Here is an 18346-nt window from a genome sequence, read left to right as displayed (position 1 = left end):
CGGGCGCGCGCCGCAGACCCCTCGACCGGCCGCCCCGTTTCCGTATAGTGGGCGGCATGGACGACCGCGGGTTCATCGTTCCGCCACCGGGCCTCATCCCGTCACGTCCATCCGAGCCGACGCCCGCGCCCGCCGCCGAACGGATCGAGGCGGTCGCTCCCGGCCGGGCCCTTCCGGCCTTCACCCCGCCCACCGGACCGAACGGGCCCGCGGCGCCCGCGCGCCCCGTCTGGCGGCTCCTCCTGCCCGGTGGCCGCGCCGTCCCGCTGACCCGGGCCGTGCTCCTGGGCCGCAATCCGTCCCGAGGCGCGCACGCCGGCGACGCCGAGCCGATCGCCCTCGACGACCCGACATCGACGGTCTCCAAGACGCACGCGCTGCTCGTCGTCGACGGCGACACGCTGACCGTCACCGACCTCTATTCGACCAACGGCGTCGTCGTCGACGGAACCCGCGCCGAGCCAGGAGAACCCGCCGCCGTGCCCGACGGGGCGGAGCTGCTTCTCGGCGACCTCAGCATCCGCGCGGAGCTCTCCTGACAGAGGCCCGCCCGCGATCGGGTGATACCCTGTCAAACGTGTACGCGGGTCTTCTCCTCCTTAGCCGCCGCGGCGAGTCCTAGTCTCAGGCCACTCTCGCCGCGGAGTCCGTCGACGGCTGATCCGTTCACACGCTAAGGAGTTCGTAAGAGCATGAGCAACCCCACCGGGCCACTGACACTGGCCGAGAAGGTCTGGAACGACCACCTGGTCGCCAAAGGCGAGGAGGGCTCGCCCGACCTCATCTACATCGATCTGCACCTGGTGCACGAAGTCACCAGCCCGCAGGCCTTCGACGGCCTGCGCATGGCCGGCCGGCCGGTCCGCCGCCCCGACCTCACCATCGCGACCGAAGACCACAACACCCCGACGATCGGCATCGACAAGCCCATCGCCGACCTGACCAGCCGCACCCAGATCGAGACGCTGCGCCGCAACGCAGAGGAGTTCGGCATCCGCCTCCACTCGCTGGGCGACGTCGAGCAGGGCATCGTGCACGTCGTCGGCCCGCAGCTCGGCCTCACCATGCCGGGGATCACCGTCGTCTGCGGCGACTCGCACACATCCACCCACGGTGCGTTCGGCGCCATGGCGTTCGGCATCGGCACGAGCGAGGTCGAGCACGTGCTCGCCACCCAGACGCTCCCGCTGAAGCCGTTCAAGACCATGGCCATCACCGTCGAGGGCGAGCTGCGCCCCGGCGTGACCGCGAAGGACATCATCCTCGCCGTCATCGCCAAGATCGGCACTGGCGGCGGCCAGGGCTACGTGCTCGAGTACCGCGGCAGCGCCATCCGCTCGCTCTCCATGGAGGGCCGGATGACGATCTGCAACATGTCCATCGAGGCGGGTGCGCGCGCCGGCATGGTCGCCCCCGACGAGACCACGTTCGCCTACCTGAAGGGGCGTCCGCATGCTCCTGAGGGTGCCGACTGGGATGAGGCCGTCGCGTACTGGAAGACGCTCCAGACCGACGACGACGCGGTCTTCGATGCCGAGGTGTACCTCGACGCCGGCGAGATCGAGCCGTTCGTCACCTGGGGCACCAACCCGGGCCAGGGCGTCTCGCTCAGCCAGGCCGTCCCGGACCCGGCCACGATCGCCGACCCCAACGCGCGGGCCGCTGCCGAGCGCGCGCTGGAGTACATGGACCTGCAGCCGGGCACTCCGATGAAGGCCATCCCGGTGGATGCGGTGTTCATGGGCTCCTGCACGAACAGCCGGATCGAGGACCTCCGCGCCTTCGCCTCCATCATCAAGGGCAGGAAGAAGGCGGACGGCGTGCGCGTCATGGTCGTCCCTGGCTCGGCGCGCGTGCGCATCGAGGCCGAGGCCGAGGGGATCGACAAGATCGTCGAGGAGTTCGGCGGCGAGTGGCGTTTCGCCGGCTGCTCCATGTGCCTCGGCATGAACCCGGACCAGCTGGCGCCGGGGGAGCGCTGCGCGTCCACCTCCAACCGCAACTTCGAGGGCCGGCAGGGCAAGGGCGGCCGCACGCACCTGGTCTCGCCGCTCGTCGCGGCGGCCACGGCGATCCGCGGAACGCTCTCGAGCCCCTGGGACCTCGAGGCCGAAGGCGGCGACACGCCGCGCGATGGCGGCACCAGCACGCGAATCGGAGAGAAGGTGGGCGCCTGATGGAGAAGTTCGAGACCGTCACCGGAACGGCCGTCCCGTTCCGGCGCTCCGACGTCGACACCGACCAGATCATCCCGGCGGTGTTCCTCAAGCGTGTCACCAAGACCGGCTTCGAGGACGCCCTGTTCTACGCCTGGCGCCAGGACCCGGACTTCATCCTCAACCGACCGGAGTACCAGGGCGCGACCGTGCTCGTCGCCGGGCCCGATTTCGGCACGGGTTCGTCACGCGAACATGCCGTCTGGGCGCTCCGCGACTTCGGTTTCCGGGTCGTGCTGAGCCCGCGGTTCGCCGACATCTTCCGCGGGAACGCGGGCAAGCAGGGGCTTCTCACCGGCATCATCACGGAGGAGGACGCCGAGCGGCTGTGGGAGGCGATCGAGGCCCAGCCGGGAATAGCGGCGACGGTTGATCTGGTTGCCAAGACTGCGACCGTCGGTGAGGTCCAGGTGTCTTTCGACATCGACGACTACACTCGCTGGCGTTTGCTCGAAGGGCTGGACGACATCGCCCTCACCCTGCGCGACGAGGCGCGAATCTCCGAATACGAATCGGGCCGCGCAAGCTGGCGGCCCACGACCCTCCCGGTGAAACTTTGACATCTCTTCTTCAGGACGCACAGGCAGCAGGAGCACGCGTGGGCCTCAAGGGCGATCGCATCACGATCAACGGCGGCCGGCCCCTCGAGGGCCGCATCGAGGTTCGCGGCGCCAAGAACTTCGTCACGAAGGCCATGGTCGCGGCGATCCTCGGCGAGAGCCCGAGCGTCCTCCGCAACGTTCCGGACATCTCCGATGTCCGCGTCGTCCGCGGGCTGCTCGAGGTGCACGGCGTGAAGGTGACCGACGGCGCCGAAGAGGGCGAGCTGCTGCTCGACCCCAGCGCGGTCGAGTCGGCGCACATGGCCGACATCGACGCGCACGCCGGCTCCAGCCGCATCCCGATCCTGTTCTGCGGCCCGCTGCTGCACCGCCTGGGCGAAGCGTTCATCCCCGACCTCGGCGGCTGCCGCATCGGCGACCGGCCGATCGACTACCACCTGGAGGTGCTGCGGAAGTTCGGCGCGGTCGTCGACAAGCTGCCCAGCGGCATCCGCATGACGGCCCCGAACGGCCTTCACGGCGCCAAGCTGGAGCTCCCGTACCCGAGCGTCGGCGCGACGGAGCAGGTGCTCCTCACCGCCGTGCGGGCCGACGGCATCACCGAGCTCAAGGGCGCGGCCATCGAGCCGGAGATCATGGATCTCATCAACGTGCTCCAGAAGATGGGCGCCGTGATCTCGGTCGACACCGACCGCGTCATCCGCATCGAGGGCGTCGACTCGCTCTCCGGTTACACCCACACCTCGCTGTTCGACCGCAACGAGGCCGCGAGCTGGGCTGCGGCCGCGCTCGCGACCGGCGGCGACATCTTCGTCGGCGGCGCACGCCAGCCCGAGATGCTCACCTTCCTCAACGTCTTCCGCAAGGTCGGCGGCGCCTTCGAGATCCACGACGACGGCATCCGCTTCTACCACCCGGGCGGCGAGCTCAAGCCGGTCGTCATCGAGACGGACGTGCACCCCGGCTTCATGACGGACTGGCAGCAGCCGCTCGTCGTGGCGCTCACCAAGGCGTCCGGCGTGTCGATCGTCCACGAGACCGTGTACGAGCAGCGTTTCGGCTTCGTCGACGCGCTCATCGACATGGGCGCGAAGATCCAGGTCCACAAGGAGTGCCTCGGCGGCCACCCGTGCCGCTTCGGTCAGCGCAACTTCAACCACTCGGCCGTCATCATGGGCCCGGTGGAGCTGAAGGGCGCCGACATCGAGGTCCCGGACCTTCGCGGTGGATTCAGCCACCTGATCGCAGCTCTGACCGCCGAGGGCCGCTCGACCGTGAGCAACGTCGGCATCATCAGCCGCGGATACGAGAACTTCATCACGAAGCTCCAGCTCCTCGGCGCCGACTTCGTCCTCGAAGGCTGATCCCGCGAGGTTTTCCACAGATCCCCTCCTGTATCACCCGTGATACAGTCCCCTCATGGAGACTGTCAGCGTGAGAGATCTACGAAACCACGGCGGGGACATCCTCGACCGAGTCGCCCGCGGCGAGCACGTGACCATTACGCGAGACGGCGCGCCCGTCGCCGAACTGTCGCCCCTGGCCGTGCCCCGCAGGGCGCTGTCGGTGCTCGTCGAGAGCCGGCGCAGCCTTCCCGCGATCGACCCGGCCGCGCTCCGGGCCGACATCGACGAGATCGTCGACCAGCGATGGTGATGCGTCCGGGGCTCCTCGACACGTCCACCCTGATCCTGCTGGCGCGGGCGGATCCGGAGGCGCTGCCCGACATCCCCTCGATCAGCGCGGTGACCCTGGCCGAGCTCTCCGTCGGGCCGCTCGTCGCGCGTTCGGAGGAGGAGCGGGCGGCTCGGCAGGCGCATCTGCAGCTGGCGGAGGCCGACTTCGACCCGATCCCCTTCGATGCGGCGGCGGCGCGGGCGTTCGCCCGCGTGGCGCAGTCGTTCCGGGAGGCGGGGCGCAAGCCGTCGGCCCGCGCCTTCGACGCGCTCATCGCCGCCACAGCGATCTCGCGCGAACTTCCGCTCCACACCTGCAATCCGGCCGATTTCGTGGGGATCCCGGCGCTCGACGTCCGGCCCGTGCCCGTGTCGGCATGACGGGGCGCCGTGCGGCATGCTCGGTGCGGGATGCCGGGTCACCGATAATGGGACGGTGCCAGAAACCGCTATGCCCGTGAAGAAGCAGCGCTCGGAGAAGAGCAGACCGTCGGTGTTCTGGGTGCTCGCCGGCCTCATCGTGCCGATCGGGAGCCTGCTCGCCCGCTTCCGGATCGTCGACGGCGACAAGTTCCCGCGCACGGGGGCGTTCATCCTGACGCCCAACCACTACAGCGAGATCGACCCGGTCATGATCGGCATGGTCGCCTGGAAACTGGGGCGCTTGCCGCGGTTCCTCGCGAAGGAGAGCCTGTTCCACGTTCCGGTCCTGGGCTGGTTCCTGCGGCGGTCGGGCCAGGTCCCCGTGTCGCGCGGAGGCAGCGCCCGCGGCTCGGCTCCGCTCGAGGCGGCGCAGAAGATCGCCGACGAGGGCAGGATCGTCGTCATCTATCCCGAGGGCTCGCTCAGCCGCGACCCGGACATGTGGCCGATGCGCGGCAAGACCGGGGCTGCCCGCATGGCTCTCGAGCACGACCTCCCGGTCATCCCGATCGCGCACTGGGGAACCCAGCAGGTGATGGCGCGTTACGCGAAGAAGATCAGCTGGTTCCCGCGCAAGACGATCGACGTCAAGGTGGGCGACCCGGTCGACCTGTCGGCGTTCCGCGGCAGACCCCTCGACAACTCCACCCTCACCGAGGCGACAGCGGTCATCATGGATGCGATCACCGCTCTGCTCGAAGACCTGCGCGGCGAGAAGGCTCCCGCCGAACGCTGGGACCCGTCGCAGCACAACCAGAAGGAGACCGGCCGCTTCGATGGCTAAAGCAGTGAAGGCTCCCATCGCGCGTCCCCGCCGCATCGCCGTCCTCGGCGCCGGCAGCTGGGGCACCACGTTCGCGAAGATCCTCGCCGACGGCGGATCGGACGTCGTGCTGTGGGCGCGACGGCCGGAGCTCGCCCGCGAGATCAACGAGGTGAAGCGCAACAGCGACTACCTGGAGGGCATCAACCTCCCGCGCAACCTCCGCGCCACCAGCAGGCTCGGCGAGGCGATGAGCGGAGCGGAGCAGGTGTTCGTCTCCATCCCGAGCCAGACCCTCCGCTCCAACCTCGAGGCGATGATCCCGTTCCTCGGACCGGAGACGGTCGTCGTCAGCCTGATGAAGGGCGTCGAGAAGGGCACCGGACTGCGGATGAGCGAGGTCATCGCGCAGGGCCTTCCGATCGAGCTGGAACGCATCGCGGTGGCCTCCGGCCCGAACCTGGCGCTGGAGATCGCGCGCGAACAGCCCACGGCGGCCGTCGTCTCGTCCGCGAGCCTCGAGACCGCGCAGGCGGTCGCCATCGCGGCGACCAACCGCTACTTCCGGAGCTTCGTGAACACCGACGTCATCGGCACGGAGTTCGGGGGCGTCCTGAAGAACCTGATCGCCGTGGCGATCGGCATCGTCGACGGCGTCGGCTACGGCGAGAACACCAAGGCGTCGATCATCACGCGCGGCCTGGTCGAGATGACCGACTTCGCCGTGGCGTACGGCGCGAAGGCCGAGACGCTGTCCGGCCTCGCCGGCCTCGGCGACCTGATCGCGACGTGCGAGTCGCCGCTGAGCCGCAACAACACGGCCGGCCGGCTGCTGGGCCAGGGCTACGGCTTCCACGACGTCGTGAAGCAGATGAACCAGACGGCGGAGGGTCTCGCCTCCGTCGCGCCCATCCTGCACCTCGCCGAGGCCCGCGGGGTGGAAATGCCGATCGTGCGACAGGTGAGCCAGGTGCTCGCCGGTACGCTCGATCCGAAAGACATCGCACCGCATCTCACGACGGATTCGGACGAGCCGCAAGGCGAAAGGACAACGGATGACGGACAAGGTCGCGGTCGCACTTCTGTTTGGGGGTCGCTCAAGCGAGCATTCGATCAGCTGCGCGACGGCGGCAGGCGTCCTTGAGGCGATCGACCGCGACAGGTACGACGTCATCCCGATCGGGATCACGCACGACGGAGCTTTCACGCTGCAGCCGGACGACGCATCGCTTTTCGCGCTGAACGCCGAGAAGCTGCCCGAGGTCGAGGACAACGGCTCGCGCATCCTGTGGCCGGACAGCGTCGCCACCCGTGAGCTGACGGTCGTCGACCGCGACGGCGTCCGCTCGTCCCTCGGCGACGTGGACATCGTGTTCCCGATCCTGCACGGCCCGTGGGGCGAGGACGGCACCCTCCAGGGGATGCTGGAGCTCGTCGGGCTTCCGTACGTCGGCAGCGGCGTGCTCGCCAGCGCCTTAGGGATGGACAAGCATTTCACCAAGACCGTGCTGCAGCAGGCCGGCATCCCCGTGGCGCCGTGGGTGACGGTCAGCGCGTACGAGTGGAACACCGGTGCGGACGCCGTGCGCGATGCCGCGCGTGGGCTGGGGCTCCCGGCCTTCGTGAAGCCCGCCCGTGCGGGTTCGAGCGTCGGCGTGACGAAGGTGAAGGACTGGTCGGAGCTCGACGCCGCGATGAGGATCGCGCTGGCGGAGGACGACCGCGTGCTCATCGAGTCGATGGTCACCGGCCGCGAGGTCGAGATCGCTGTCCTCGGCGGCCGGCCCGGTGAGCCCGCCCGGGCGTCGGTGGCCGGTGAGATCGTCGTCAGCGGACGCGACTTCTACGACTTCGCAGCGAAGTACCTGGATGCGCCGGGGATCGACCTGGTGTGCCCGGCCGATCTTACGGACGCCCAGCTGGCGGAGATGCGCGAGCTCGCCATCCGGGGCTTCGACGCCATCGGCGGGGAGGGTCTCGCGCGCGTCGACTTCTTCCTGACGGCCGACGGCTTCGTCATCAACGAGATCAACACCATGCCCGGCTTCACCCCGATCTCGATGTTCCCGCGTTGCTGGCAGGAGTCCGGGCTGAGCTATCCGGCACTGATCGACGAGCTCATCCAGGTCGCCATCGCACGCGCCGCCTGACGCGGCTCTGGCGCTCGGAGTCAGGGGCTCGGCGTCGCCGTCGGGTCGGTGTCGAGCGTCGACAGGCACTTCTGCGTCTGCTTGACGGTGGAGACGGCGCTCGCGAACTCGGGCAGCACCGACGAGTCGGAGACTCCCGACACGTGGTCGATGATGACCTCCGTGGCCGGCACACGGCCGAAGGTCTGGTAGACGATCGTCTTGGCGGCCGGGTCCGTCATGAGCACCCAGTCGACGCCGTTGACGTTCACGCACGGCTTGGTGGTCGGCCCGATCGGCGGGACGCCGCAGCGCAGGAGAACGACCGCCGGATCGCCCCATGCACCGGTCGCCTGCGCATCCGTCTCGCGCTTCGGCTTGTCGGCGACCGAGTCGGGCAGGCGCACACTGATCTCGGCACAGCCGGGCGCGTTGCTGTTCGCCGCGGGGTCGAGGGAGACAGTGGGCGCACAGCCCGCGAGGAGCAGGGCGGCGCCTGCGAGCAGGACGGCCGGGAGGGCACGGCGACGGGACTTCATCGGTTTCAGGCTACCGTTTCAGATCATGGGAATCTCTGGGAGCGACGCGGCCGGCATCACCATCGGGGAGGCGTCGGAGCGGGAGGCGCTCAAGCGCATCTTCCCGCGGCTCCCGGAGTCGGACGCCACGCTCGTGGGTCCGGGTGACGACGCGGCGGTGCTCGCTGCCCCAGACGGACGTTTCGTCGTCACGACGGACATGATGGTCCACGGCCCGGATTTCCGGCTGGCGTGGTCGGGCCCCGTGGATCTCGGCTGGAAGGCCGCGGCGACGAACCTGTCGGACGTGGCGGCGATGGGCGCCGTCCCGACCGCCCTCGTCGTCGCGATCGCGGCGCCGCCGGAGACCCCGGTCGCGTGGCTGGAGGGCGTCGCCGACGGCTTCCGGCTGGCGTGCACCGAGCTGGCTCCGGGGTGTGGCGTGGTCGGTGGCGACCTGTCGGTGTCGCAGACGCTGACCATCGCGGTGACGGCGTTCGGCGATCTCGGCGGACGTCGCCCAGTGCTCCGGAGCGGCGCGCGTCCGGGCGACGTCGTGGCCGTCTCCGGCGCTCTGGGGCAGGCGGCCGCCGGTCTCCGCGTGCTGTTCACGGAGGCGGTGGATGCGGCGGGAGAGCCGGATGCCGCCCGTCTCGCGGCCGTCGTGGCCGCGCATCCCGACACCGTCTCCGCACAGCTGCGGCCGCGTCCGCCGATCGCCGACGGACCACTCGCGGCCGACGCCGGTGCGACGGCGATGCTCGACCTGAGCGACGGTCTCGCGCTGGACGCCCGTCGCGTCGCCGAGGCGAGCGGCGTGGCGATCGACCTCGACCCCGCTGCTCTCGGCCCGGACCCTCGGACGGCGTTGACCGGGGGAGAGGACCACGGCCTCCTCGCGACCTTCCCGCCCGGCACCGCCCTCCCCGGAGGCTTCCGCCCGATCGGCACCGTCCGCGACGGCCGGGGCCTCCTCGTCGCGGGCACCCCCTTCGACGAGCGCGGAGGCTGGGACCCCTACCTCGAATGGGACGGCCGCCGCGGCTGACCCCCTCCGCCCCCCGCTGAACCCCCACACCCCCACCGTCGAGTCCGCAAACTTTGCACACGATCCACTCCGAGAGCGTGCAAAGTTTGCGGACTCGACGGTGGGCGGAGCCGTGAGAAGAGGGGCTAGGGGTGCAGAGGGGCGAGCCAGTGGATGGCGGTCTCGCCGTAGGACTTGCGGCGCACGAGGGTGAGACCGGCGGGGAGGCTCGGGTCCGGTGTGCGGGCGCTCCGCTCGACGCAGACCTCGGCGTCGTCGGAGAGCAGCGGCTCCAGGGCCGTGAGAACGGCGAACAGTTCGGCGTCCGGCACGTCGTAGGGCGGGTCGATGAACACGACATCGAACGGCCCGCGCGCTCCGGAGAGGTAGGACAGCACCGTCGACGACCGCACATCGATCTCCGGAACGGGGACCCGCGCGGCCCGCGCTGCCGAGACGACCGCCGCGGCGTTCCGTTTGCAGACCTGCGCCGCCGCCGCGCCCTTCTCGACGAGAACGACGGAGACGGCGCCACGGCTGGCGGCTTCCAGGCCCAGCGCACCCGATCCGGCGTAGAGGTCGAGCACCCGGGCTCCGTGCAGCGCGTCGCGCGCATCCAAGGCCGAGAAGATGGCCTCGCGCACCCGGTCGCTGGTGGGGCGGGTGCCGCTCTTCGGCACCTGGAGGCTGAGCGAGCCGGCGAATCCGGAGACGATGCGGGTCATGGCTCCCCGAGCCTAGCGTCGGCACCCGGAGTGCCGCCAAGATATGGGGATGGAGGAACGCCTGGAGCAGGCAGAGCTCGACGCCCTGTGGCTCCCCGGTGACCCGATCGCCTCCGCAGAACGGCTGGCCGCGGCTGCCGCAGAACCGGACCGGTCGGAGGTCGTCCGGGCCGAGCTGCAGACCCAGCGCGCCCGCGCGCTCGGACTGCAGGGGCGGTTCGACGAGGCGGAGGCCCTCCTGGAGTCGTTGGAGCCGGCGAGTGGCGTGCTGGAGGTGCGCGTCCTGCTCGAACGGGGACGGCTCCGATCGGCCGCCGGCCTCGCCGGGGAGGCGGTGCCGGTGCTGGAGGCCGCCCTGCGCACGGCCCGCCGGGACGGTGACGTGGCGCTGGCCGTCGAGTCGGCGCTGGCGCTCGCCGATGCGGACCGCCCGCACACCTTGCAGTGGATCGACGAGGGCCTCTCCGACCTGTCGGCCACCGGCGACCCGCGCACCCTCCGTTGGGGTGTCGTGCTGCACGAGCTGCGCGGGTGGGCACTGCTGCGCGAGGGGGATGCGCCGGCCGCTCTGGTGTCGTTCGAGAATGCCGTGGAGCACGCGGAGGCGTACGGCACCCTGGATCAGCAGTTCGCCGCGCAGTGGGCGTTCGCGCGTGGCCTCCGTGAAGCGGGCCGGACCGCCGAGGCGCGCGAGATCCAGCGACGGCTGGCGTCGGAACGCCCGGACGAGCCGGCCGTCCTGGCCGAGCTGGACGCGCTGTCCGACCCACCCGACGACGACGCACCCGAGGCGCGTGCACCCGACGACGGAATGCCGGAGGGGAAGCATACGATCGAGTCATGACCTCCGTCCCCGCCCCGGCCGGCTCCGGGTCCGCTGACGCCGGCACCGTCGGCCTCGATACCCGGCTGAGCGGCGTCCTCGGCGGCCGCACCGCGTCCGCGTTCGAGAAGGCGTTCGGGATGCGCACGGTCGCCGACCTGCTCAGCCACTTCCCGCGGCGCTACGCGAAGCGCGGCGAGCTGACGGCACTGGCGAACCTCCCGCTGGACGAGAACGTGACGATCATCGCCGAGGTGCTGCGGGTGCAGGAGCGCCCGATGCGGGCGCGGCGCGGCAGCATCCTCGAGGTGAAGATCTCGGACGGCGAGGGCATCCTCACTCTCACCTTCTTCAACCAGGCGTGGCGCTCCCGCGAGCTCCTGCCCGGCGTTCGCGGGATCTTCGCCGGCAAGGTGTCGGCGTACCGCGGCGCCCTGCAGCTCGCGCATCCCGACTACGAGCTGTTCGAGCCGGATGCGGAGAACGCCGTGAGCCCGGGCAGCGCGGCCGCGAAGGACTGGGCGCAGACGCCCATCCCGATCTATCCGGCGACGGGGACCGTGGCGAGCTGGCAGGTGCAGAAGGCCGTCGGGCTCGCCCTCGACGCGCTCGGGCCGGTGCCCGATCCGGTGCCGGATGCGATCGTCGTCGAGCGCGGTCTGGTGCCGTATCGGGACGCGCTGGAGGGCATCCACCGACCTCAGAAGGACGCGCAGTGGCAGCGCGCTCGCGACACGCTGCGGTTCCAGGAAGCCTTCGTCCTCCAGGCCGCGCTGCTGCAGCAGCGTGCAGTATCGCGGGAGGCGGCGGCGACGCCCCGCGTGGCCGTCCCCGGTGGGCTGCTCGAACGGTTCGACGCGGCGCTGCCCTTCGCCCTCACCGGCGACCAGGATGTGGTGGGCGGCGAGATCGCGCGCGATCTGGCCGACACTGCGGCGATGCACCGTCTGGTGCAGGGCGAGGTCGGCTCGGGCAAGACCCTCGTCGCGCTCCGCGCCATGCTCGCCGTAGCCGACTCCGGCGGCCAGTCGGCCCTCCTCGCCCCGACCGAGGTGCTCGCCGCGCAACACGTGCGGTCGATCGCCGCGATGCTCGGCCCCGACCTCTCGGCCCAGCTCATGCCGACGCTCCTCACCGGCCAGCTCTCCGCCGCCGAGCGGAAGCGCGCACTGCTGCGGACGGTGTCCGGGCAGGCGCGCATCGTGGTGGGAACCCACGCGCTCCTCGGCGACGCGGTGACCTTCTTCGACCTCGGACTCGTCGTCGTCGACGAGCAGCACCGCTTCGGCGTGGAGCAGCGGGAGGCCCTCCGCGCGAAGGGCGGCACCCCGCCGCACGTGCTGGTGCTGACGGCGACGCCCATCCCGCGCACGGTCGCCATGACCGTCTTCGGCGACCTGGATGTGTCGACCATCGCGCAGCTGCCCGCCGGCCGGCAGGGCATCGAGAGCTTCGTGGTGCCGCTCGCCGACCGCCCCGGGTGGGAGCGCCGGATCTGGGAGCGCGCCTCGGAGGAGATCGCGAAGGGCCGTCAGGTGTTCGTCGTCTGCCCGGCGATCTCCGGCAAGGATGCGGAGGACGACGGCGAGGAGCCGGAGCCCGACGAGCCAGAGGGTGACGGCGCTCCGCCCCGGCCGATCGCCAACGTGGAGTCGGTCGCCGCGCAGGTGCGCGCCGATCCGCTTTTCGCCGGCACCCGGATCGGCGTGCTGCACGGCCGCCTTCCGTCGGATGAGAAGGACGAGGTCATGCGCGCGTTCGCCGGCGGCGCCATCGACCTGCTGATCGCGACGACGGTCATCGAGGTCGGCGTCAACGTGCCGAACGCATCAGCGATGGTGGTGCTGGATGCGGACCGCTTCGGTGTCTCGCAGCTCCATCAGCTGCGCGGCCGCGTCGGCCGAGGTGACATCCCGGGCCTCTGCCTGCTGGTCACAGCCGCGGAGCAGGGGAGCCTGGCGCGCGAGCGGGTGGAGGCCGTCGCGGCGACGCTCGACGGCTTCGAGCTGGCGAACATCGACCTGGAGCTGCGCCGCGAGGGCGATGTGCTCGGAAGCCGTCAGTCGGGCGGCCGGTCGTCGCTGCGGCTGCTGCGCGTCGCGACCGACGGCGAGCTGATCTCGGAGGCGCGGGTCGCCGCCGAGGAGACGCTGGAGGCGGACCCGTCGCTCGCCGCGCATCCTGCTCTCGCCGCAGCGCTGGCCCGCCGGCTCGACGAGAGCGAGCGGGCGTTCCTCGGCAAGTCCTGAGTCGCACGGACGAAACCCGTTGGTAACGGATTCACAACGAAATGCCGGGAACCGCGGGATAGTCTGGGGGTCTATGAACAGGATCGCCGTTGTCCCTGGATCGTTCGACCCGGTCACCCTCGGGCACCTCGATGTGATCGAGCGTGCTGCCGGTCTGTGGGACGAGGTCCACGTCGTGGTGGTCCACAATCCGGACAAGTCGGCCCTGCTGCCCATCGCGCAGCGGGTGGCCCTGCTGGAGCGGTCGATCGAGGATGCCGGCATCGTCGGCAATATCGTCATCGCCTCCTGGTCGGTCGGGCTGCTCGTCGACTACTGCACCGACGTCGGCGCCCACGTGCTGGTGAAAGGCATCCGCTCGTCGGTCGACGTCGCCTACGAGACGCCGATGGCCATCGTCAACCGCCACCTGGCCGATGTCGAGACCGTCTTCCTGCTGCCGAACCCGGCGAACGCCCACGTCTCCAGCTCGCTGGTGCGTCAGGTGTCCGCGCTCGGCGGCGACGTGAGCCCGTACGTGCCGCCGGCCGTGCACGAGTACCTCCAAGAGACCTAGCCGGGGGAGTCATGAACAGTTACGCGACGCGCCAGCCCACCGAGTCCTCCGTCGCGCCCGAAGAGGAGGCGGGGGATGTCACCCGCATGGACCTCGACGAGCTGAGGCGCGCCGCGGAGCAGATCACCGCCAATGTGGAGTCCGTCATCGACGGAAAGCACGAGGCCGTGCAGACCGCGCTGGTGGTGCTGCTGGCCGAGGGGCATCTGCTGATCGAGGATGTTCCCGGCGTCGGCAAGACCATGCTGGCGAAGTCTCTGGCGAAGTCGGTCGACTGCACGGTCAGCCGCATCCAGTTCACCCCGGACCTCCTGCCGTCCGACGTCACGGGCGTCTCGGTCTACAACCAGGCGGAGCGCCGGTTCGAGTTCAAGCCGGGCGCCATCTTCGCGAACATCGTCATCGGCGACGAGATCAACCGCGCGAGCCCGAAGACGCAGTCCGCCCTGCTGGAGTGCATGGAGGAGCGCCAGGTCACGGTCGACGGCTCGACCTATCCACTCGCTGCCCCCTTCATCGTGGTCGCCACGCAGAACCCGGTCGAGATGGAGGGCACGTACGCCCTGCCGGAAGCGCAGCGCGACCGCTTCATGGCCCGGATCGCCATGGGCTACCCGGACGAGGGTTCCGAGCTCGCGATGCTGACCACGCGGGATACGTCCAGTCCGCTGTCGCGCATCCGCCCGGTGGTCAGCTCCGACGAGCTGCGGGCCATGATGGTGACCGCTCGTGCCGTGTTCGCCTCGACGCCGGTCAAGCAGTACGCGGTCGACCTGGTGCGGGCCACGCGCGAGGACCGTGACCTGCGGCTCGGCGCGAGTCCGCGTGCCACGCTCCAGCTGATCCGTGCGGCGAAGGCGATGGCGGCTCTCGCCGGCCGCGACTTCGTGCTCCCGGACGACGTGGATGCGCTGGCCGTGCCGGTGCTCGGCCACCGGCTGCTGCCGACCAGCCGGGCGCTCGGGCACCACCACGAGAGTGCTCCGGTGATCGCCGACATCGTCCGGCGGATCGTCGCGTCGACGCCGGTGCCCGTCGGCTCCGGTTCTTCGGTCGGCGCCGGCGCAGCGGGCGCCACGGGACGCTGACATGCCCCCGGGCGGCCGTTCCTCGTCGCCGCTGAAGCGGCCGCGCCCGACCGCTCGCGGTTGGACGCTCGACGCCGTCGGAGTGGTGGCGCTCGTCGCGTCGGCCGTCTTCGGGCGCACGGACGTGCTGTTCGTCGGGGTCTTCCTGACCGTGCTCCCGCTCGCCGCCATGATCTCCGTCACGGTGGACCGACCCCGGCTGACCGTCACCCGCAGCTTCCATCCGGATGTCGTGGCGGCGGGAGAGAAGGCCACCATCGTCACGACGGCGCGCAATCAAGCACCGCGTCCCAGCCCCGCTGCTCGCTGGCGCGAGTCCGCTCCCGCCGCGGTCGGCGTGCAGGACTCCGCGCCGTTCCCGCGGCTGGGTGCGCATCAGCCCGACGGCATGCTGGGCCGCGACACGGTCGTCCTCCGGCAGGATGTCGTCCCCGAGCGCCGCGGTGCGCATCCCATCGGGCCGCTGGTGGTGAGCCGCACGGACCCGTTCGCGATCGCATACGCCGAGTACGCGATCGGCCAGCCGCGGCAACTGCTGGTGACGCCGCGCGTCGTGCCGTTGTCGCGCGGAGAGCTGGATGTCGCCCACAGCGAGGGCACCGAGCACGAGCTGCTGCGCCACAGCATCCCGAGCGCCGACGAGCTGATCGCCCGCGAGTACCGGCCGGGCGACCCGCTGCGGCGCGTGCACTGGCGGGCCACCGCACGGCACGACCAACTGATGGTGCGGCAGGAGGAGCAGCGCAGCAACCCCGAGGCGTGGATGCTGATGGACACCCGCCCGCTGCCCGCGCACGCGGAAGAGGCGGCCGACGAGTTCGAGACGCTGGTCGACCTGGTCGCCTCGATCGGCGTGCACCTGCTGGACGAGGGATTTGCGGTAAGCGTCGTCGAGACCGGCGACCGCCAGCTGTCCGGGCGCAGCGGCGCCGGACGGACAGGGACGATGGGCGCGACGACGGCGACCTACGACGTCGGGAGCGCCGACCGCATGCTCCTCGCAGACCTCGCGGCGGTCGAGACCAGTGTCACGGCCCGTGACGACGCCGTCGCCGAGCTCGGCGCCGGTCTGCGCCGGGCCGGGCGGCCGGTCCCCGTGTTCGCTGTGCTGGCCGGTGCGCCGCCCGCGGAGCTCGGCGCCCTCGCCGCTCTGCGTTCGATGGGCGACCCCGCGGTGGCATTCGTCGGCGCCTCCATGCCGACCGAGACGGCCGAGGTGCTCGCGGACGCCGGATGGCTCTGCGTGACCTTCGCCGCGGGCGACGATCCCGCCGAGTGCTGGCAGCGCGCCCTTCGGCGACAGCGGGCGGGGGTGGTGGCGCGTGGCGACTGAGTCCGTGGCGTTCCCCGTCCCTCGCGTCGGTGTGCGACGCCGGGTCGGCTACTGGCGCATCACCGGCGCGCTCGTGCTGCAGGTTGTGGCGCTGAGTTATGCGCTGTCCGGCCTCATCCAGGGCATCGGCTGGTGGTTCGCCCTGGTGGCGACCGCTTCGGCGGTGCTCGTCACCGGGGCGGGACTCCGCAGCCTCGGCATCCCGAGGGGCGTCGTCCCCGTGCTGCTGCTGGTGGAGTCGGCGGCGATCATGACCGTCGCGTTCGGTCGGGGGTCGGGCCTGCTCGGCATCATCCCCACGCCGACGACCGTGACCAACTGGATGCAGTACCTCCAGCAGGCCATGCTCTCCATCTACCAGCAAGGCACTCCGGCGGAGGCCCTTCCCGAGTTCCTGTTCCTCGTCGTCGGCGGCGGATGCCTGCTCGCGCTCATCCTCGACACGTTCGCGGTGGCCATCCGGACGCCCGCCTTCACCGCCATCGGCATCGCCGCGGTGCTGGTCGTGCCGGGAGCGCTGCTCGGCGACGGGCTCGACCCTCTGGCCCTGGCCGCGTCGGCGGCTGCGTACCTGTGGCTGCTGCGCTGCGACGTGCGCAGCAGACGCCCGGGCACACCGCGTCCGGGAGCCGCCCTGTCGGTCGGCGCCTCGGCCGTGACCATCGCGGTCGTCCTCGCCGGGACCGCGCCGGGCTTCGACCAGGGCGGTGCGACCTCCTTCACCGCCGGGGGGATCTCCATCGGCGGCACGGTCACGCCGCTGGTCGACCTCGGCAAGGACCTCCGCCGCCCCGCCGCGGTGCGCGCGCTCACCTACACGACGAGCGCGGCGAACGGGCAGTACCTCAAGCTCGCGTCGCTCGACCAGTTCACCGGCTCCGTCTGGAAGCACCGGGAGCGCGACACGAACCGGCTGAGCGACGGCGCCAAGATCGGGCCGGTCGCCGGACTCTCCGACACCGTGAAGACGACGAAGATCACGACGACGGTCGCGATCGACAACATGACGAGCCGGTGGCTGCCGGCCCCAGCGCCCGTCCAGTCGGTGAAGGGACTGAACGGCACGTGGTCGTGGGATCCGGACGACCTCACGATCGGCGGCATCAACTCGACGACGCAGGGGCAGAAGTACACGGCGACCAGCCTCCTGCTCCAGCCGACGGCCGACCAGCTGAAGGCCGCGGGCGGCTTCGTCCCGGTGGAGGTGCAGCGCGACCTGTTCCTGCCGCCCAACCTGCCGTCGATCATCGAGGACACGGCGCTCACGGCGACGAAGGATGCGATCACCGAGTACGACAAGGCGGTCGCGCTGCAGGACTACTTCCGCGACAACAGCTTCGTGTACTCCACGCAGACACCGCTGAAGCAGGGATACGACGGCGACGGCGCGCGAGTGATCGCGAAGTTCCTCGAGGTCAAGAGCGGGTACTGCGTCCACTTCGCCTCGGCGATGGCGCTGATGGCGCGCACCCTGGGCATCCCGTCGCGCGTCGCGGAGGGCTACCTGCCCGGCGCGACCAGTGGGGGGACGGCGACCAACCCGGGCGAGTACACGGTGACGAGCGACGACCTGCACGCCTGGCCCGAGTTGTACTTCGCCGGAGTGGGCTGGGTGCCGTTCGAGCCCACGGTCGGCCGAGGGACGGTCCCGGACTACACCCGGCCGCAGACCGACCCCGCCGCGGCGCCCCCGAGCTCGGCCGCCACCTCCAGCTCCGCACCGCGGGCGCTCGTTCCGACCGACCCGGCCAACCCCGCCGGCTCGGCCACCTTCACACCGACATCGGGAGCCCAGCCGCTCGCGACCGGCATCGGCGTCGCCCTCCTCGTCATCGGCGTCCTGCTCATCCCCGCGGTCTGGCGCAGGATGCGACGGCGCAGACGGCTGCGCGAGCTGACCGACGAGTGGGGAGGGGCCTCCCTCGTCTGGGACGAGCTGCGCGACACCGTCCGCGATCTCGGCTGGACGGCGCCGCCGACGGAGACCCCGCGCGTTTTCGCCGGCCGGGTGGCCACCGCGGTCGCCGGCACGCCGGCCGAGGATGCGGTCCTCCGGCTCCTCGGCGAACTCGAACGCGACGCATACGGCCCGCCGACCCGCCGCTGGGCGGGCGGACTCTCCGACGACCTCGAGACGGTGCTGTCGGCCCTGGAGGCGCAGGCCGGACCGGTGCTGCGGACGAAAGCGCTGCTCATTCCTGTGTCCTTGCTGCCAGCGGGCTGGCCTTCTGCCGTCCGTCCCCGTGGAGCGGCGTAA

18 protein-coding genes are annotated in these 18346 nt (G+C 71.0%); 16 read left to right on the top strand and 2 right to left on the bottom strand.

All coding sequences use genetic code 11. The annotated features are described in order from the left end of the window. Window positions 1-56 precede the first annotated feature (56 nt). The 9 genes from ABIC47_RS13090 (at window position 57) to ABIC47_RS13050 (ending at window position 7791) form a co-directional block, all read left to right on the top strand. Window positions 57-539 carry an FHA domain-containing protein gene (locus ABIC47_RS13090; RefSeq protein ID WP_354480960.1) on the top strand — a complete coding sequence of 161 codons (483 nt, stop codon included), beginning with the start codon at window positions 57-59 and terminating at the stop codon, window positions 537-539. Between the two features lie 153 nt (window positions 540-692). Further along, window positions 693-2177: a 3-isopropylmalate dehydratase large subunit gene (gene leuC, locus ABIC47_RS13085; RefSeq protein WP_354480958.1), complete on the top strand. Its 1485-nt coding sequence runs from the start codon at window positions 693-695 to the stop codon at window positions 2175-2177. Next, window positions 2177-2776, top strand: coding sequence for a 3-isopropylmalate dehydratase small subunit (leuD, locus tag ABIC47_RS13080; RefSeq protein WP_018190650.1), 600 nt, complete (start codon window positions 2177-2179; stop codon window positions 2774-2776). Before leuC ends, leuD begins: the two co-directional genes overlap by 1 nt. Next, entirely contained in the window at window positions 2773-4143 is a 1371-nt protein-coding gene (gene murA / locus ABIC47_RS13075) for a UDP-N-acetylglucosamine 1-carboxyvinyltransferase (protein ID WP_166645316.1), read from the top strand. The genes leuD and murA overlap by 4 nt, the downstream gene beginning before the upstream one ends. Window positions 4144-4198: 55 nt before the next feature. Beyond that, window positions 4199-4435 (top strand): type II toxin-antitoxin system Phd/YefM family antitoxin, encoded by a 237-nt coding sequence (locus tag ABIC47_RS13070; protein ID WP_354480956.1) that lies wholly within the window; start codon window positions 4199-4201, stop codon window positions 4433-4435. Continuing rightward, window positions 4429-4836, top strand: a complete 408-nt coding sequence (locus tag ABIC47_RS13065) for a type II toxin-antitoxin system VapC family toxin (protein ID WP_018190653.1) — start codon at window positions 4429-4431, stop codon at window positions 4834-4836. Before ABIC47_RS13070 ends, ABIC47_RS13065 begins: the two co-directional genes overlap by 7 nt. Before the next feature lie 70 nt (window positions 4837-4906). Continuing rightward, window positions 4907-5662: a lysophospholipid acyltransferase family protein gene (locus ABIC47_RS13060; protein WP_018190654.1), complete on the top strand. Its 756-nt coding sequence runs from the start codon at window positions 4907-4909 to the stop codon at window positions 5660-5662. After that, complete coding sequence (locus ABIC47_RS13055; RefSeq protein ID WP_172823204.1) at window positions 5655-6785, top strand: NAD(P)H-dependent glycerol-3-phosphate dehydrogenase; 1131 nt, start codon at window positions 5655-5657, stop codon at window positions 6783-6785. Before ABIC47_RS13060 ends, ABIC47_RS13055 begins: the two co-directional genes overlap by 8 nt. Further along, window positions 6697-7791, top strand: a complete 1095-nt coding sequence (locus tag ABIC47_RS13050) for a D-alanine--D-alanine ligase family protein (protein ID WP_354480954.1) — start codon at window positions 6697-6699, stop codon at window positions 7789-7791. Before ABIC47_RS13055 ends, ABIC47_RS13050 begins: the two co-directional genes overlap by 89 nt. A 20-nt stretch (window positions 7792-7811) precedes the next feature. Here ABIC47_RS13050 and ABIC47_RS13045 read toward each other — a convergent pair whose 3' ends face one another. Continuing rightward, window positions 7812-8309 (bottom strand): DUF3515 family protein, encoded by a 498-nt coding sequence (locus tag ABIC47_RS13045; RefSeq protein ID WP_089875452.1) that lies wholly within the window; start codon window positions 8307-8309, stop codon window positions 7812-7814. 25 nt (window positions 8310-8334) lie between these two features. Here ABIC47_RS13045 and thiL point away from each other — a divergent pair, with 25 nt between their 5' ends. After that, window positions 8335-9336 carry a thiamine-phosphate kinase gene (thiL, locus tag ABIC47_RS13040; protein WP_354480952.1) on the top strand — a complete coding sequence of 334 codons (1002 nt, stop codon included), beginning with the start codon at window positions 8335-8337 and terminating at the stop codon, window positions 9334-9336. A 125-nt stretch (window positions 9337-9461) separates the two neighbouring features. On the opposite strand, the gene rsmD is transcribed toward thiL, so the two are convergent. Next, window positions 9462-10040, bottom strand: coding sequence for a 16S rRNA (guanine(966)-N(2))-methyltransferase RsmD (gene rsmD, locus ABIC47_RS13035; protein WP_354480950.1), 579 nt, complete (start codon window positions 10038-10040; stop codon window positions 9462-9464). Window positions 10041-10089: 49 nt separating this feature from the next. On the opposite strand from rsmD, the gene ABIC47_RS13030 reads away from it, so the two are divergent. From ABIC47_RS13030 to ABIC47_RS13005, 6 genes are all read left to right on the top strand, one after another. Next, complete coding sequence (locus ABIC47_RS13030; protein WP_354480948.1) at window positions 10090-10884, top strand: tetratricopeptide repeat protein; 795 nt, start codon at window positions 10090-10092, stop codon at window positions 10882-10884. Beyond that, window positions 10881-13112, top strand: coding sequence for an ATP-dependent DNA helicase RecG (locus ABIC47_RS13025; protein ID WP_354480947.1), 2232 nt, complete (start codon window positions 10881-10883; stop codon window positions 13110-13112). Before ABIC47_RS13030 ends, ABIC47_RS13025 begins: the two co-directional genes overlap by 4 nt. A gap of 73 nt (window positions 13113-13185) precedes the next feature. Next, window positions 13186-13668: a pantetheine-phosphate adenylyltransferase gene (gene coaD / locus ABIC47_RS13020; protein ID WP_018190662.1), complete on the top strand. Its 483-nt coding sequence runs from the start codon at window positions 13186-13188 to the stop codon at window positions 13666-13668. Window positions 13669-13679: 11 nt separating this feature from the next. Next, entirely contained in the window at window positions 13680-14756 is a 1077-nt protein-coding gene (locus tag ABIC47_RS13015) for an AAA family ATPase (protein ID WP_020075006.1), read from the top strand. 1 nt (window position 14757) lies between these two features. Then, window positions 14758-16089 carry a DUF58 domain-containing protein gene (locus ABIC47_RS13010; protein WP_354480944.1) on the top strand — a complete coding sequence of 444 codons (1332 nt, stop codon included), beginning with the start codon at window positions 14758-14760 and terminating at the stop codon, window positions 16087-16089. Next, window positions 16079-18346, top strand: coding sequence for a transglutaminase TgpA family protein (locus ABIC47_RS13005; protein WP_354480943.1), 2268 nt, complete (start codon window positions 16079-16081; stop codon window positions 18344-18346). Before ABIC47_RS13010 ends, ABIC47_RS13005 begins: the two co-directional genes overlap by 11 nt.

This window comes from Leifsonia sp. 563 (genome assembly GCF_040545055.1).
GTDB lineage: Bacteria > Actinomycetota > Actinomycetes > Actinomycetales > Microbacteriaceae > Leifsonia.
This window is presented reverse-complemented; position numbering and strand designations above follow the sequence as displayed.

What these genes read in the sequence shown, in the direction of transcription:
- ABIC47_RS13050 (WP_354480954.1), top strand. Translation starts at nt 6,697, where the DNA reads ATGACGGACAAGGTCGCGGTCGCACTTCTGTTTGGGGGTCGCTCAAGC.
- ABIC47_RS13015 (WP_020075006.1), top strand. Translation starts at nt 13,680, where the DNA reads ATGAACAGTTACGCGACGCGCCAGCCCACCGAGTCCTCCGTCGCGCCC.
- ABIC47_RS13060 (WP_018190654.1), top strand. Translation starts at nt 4,907, where the DNA reads ATGCCCGTGAAGAAGCAGCGCTCGGAGAAGAGCAGACCGTCGGTGTTC.
- ABIC47_RS13010 (WP_354480944.1), top strand. Translation starts at nt 14,758, where the DNA reads ATGCCCCCGGGCGGCCGTTCCTCGTCGCCGCTGAAGCGGCCGCGCCCG.
- ABIC47_RS13025 (WP_354480947.1), top strand. Translation starts at nt 10,881, where the DNA reads ATGACCTCCGTCCCCGCCCCGGCCGGCTCCGGGTCCGCTGACGCCGGC.
- ABIC47_RS13065 (WP_018190653.1), top strand. Translation starts at nt 4,429, where the DNA reads ATGGTGATGCGTCCGGGGCTCCTCGACACGTCCACCCTGATCCTGCTG.
- coaD (WP_018190662.1), top strand. Translation starts at nt 13,186, where the DNA reads ATGAACAGGATCGCCGTTGTCCCTGGATCGTTCGACCCGGTCACCCTC.
- ABIC47_RS13055 (WP_172823204.1), top strand. Translation starts at nt 5,655, where the DNA reads ATGGCTAAAGCAGTGAAGGCTCCCATCGCGCGTCCCCGCCGCATCGCC.
- ABIC47_RS13090 (WP_354480960.1), top strand. Translation starts at nt 57, where the DNA reads ATGGACGACCGCGGGTTCATCGTTCCGCCACCGGGCCTCATCCCGTCA.
- ABIC47_RS13030 (WP_354480948.1), top strand. Translation starts at nt 10,090, where the DNA reads ATGGAGGAACGCCTGGAGCAGGCAGAGCTCGACGCCCTGTGGCTCCCC.
- leuC (WP_354480958.1), top strand. Translation starts at nt 693, where the DNA reads ATGAGCAACCCCACCGGGCCACTGACACTGGCCGAGAAGGTCTGGAAC.
- ABIC47_RS13045 (WP_089875452.1), bottom strand. Translation starts at nt 8,309, where the DNA reads ATGAAGTCCCGTCGCCGTGCCCTCCCGGCCGTCCTGCTCGCAGGCGCC.
- rsmD (WP_354480950.1), bottom strand. Translation starts at nt 10,040, where the DNA reads ATGACCCGCATCGTCTCCGGATTCGCCGGCTCGCTCAGCCTCCAGGTG.
- ABIC47_RS13070 (WP_354480956.1), top strand. Translation starts at nt 4,199, where the DNA reads ATGGAGACTGTCAGCGTGAGAGATCTACGAAACCACGGCGGGGACATC.
- leuD (WP_018190650.1), top strand. Translation starts at nt 2,177, where the DNA reads ATGGAGAAGTTCGAGACCGTCACCGGAACGGCCGTCCCGTTCCGGCGC.
- thiL (WP_354480952.1), top strand. Translation starts at nt 8,335, where the DNA reads ATGGGAATCTCTGGGAGCGACGCGGCCGGCATCACCATCGGGGAGGCG.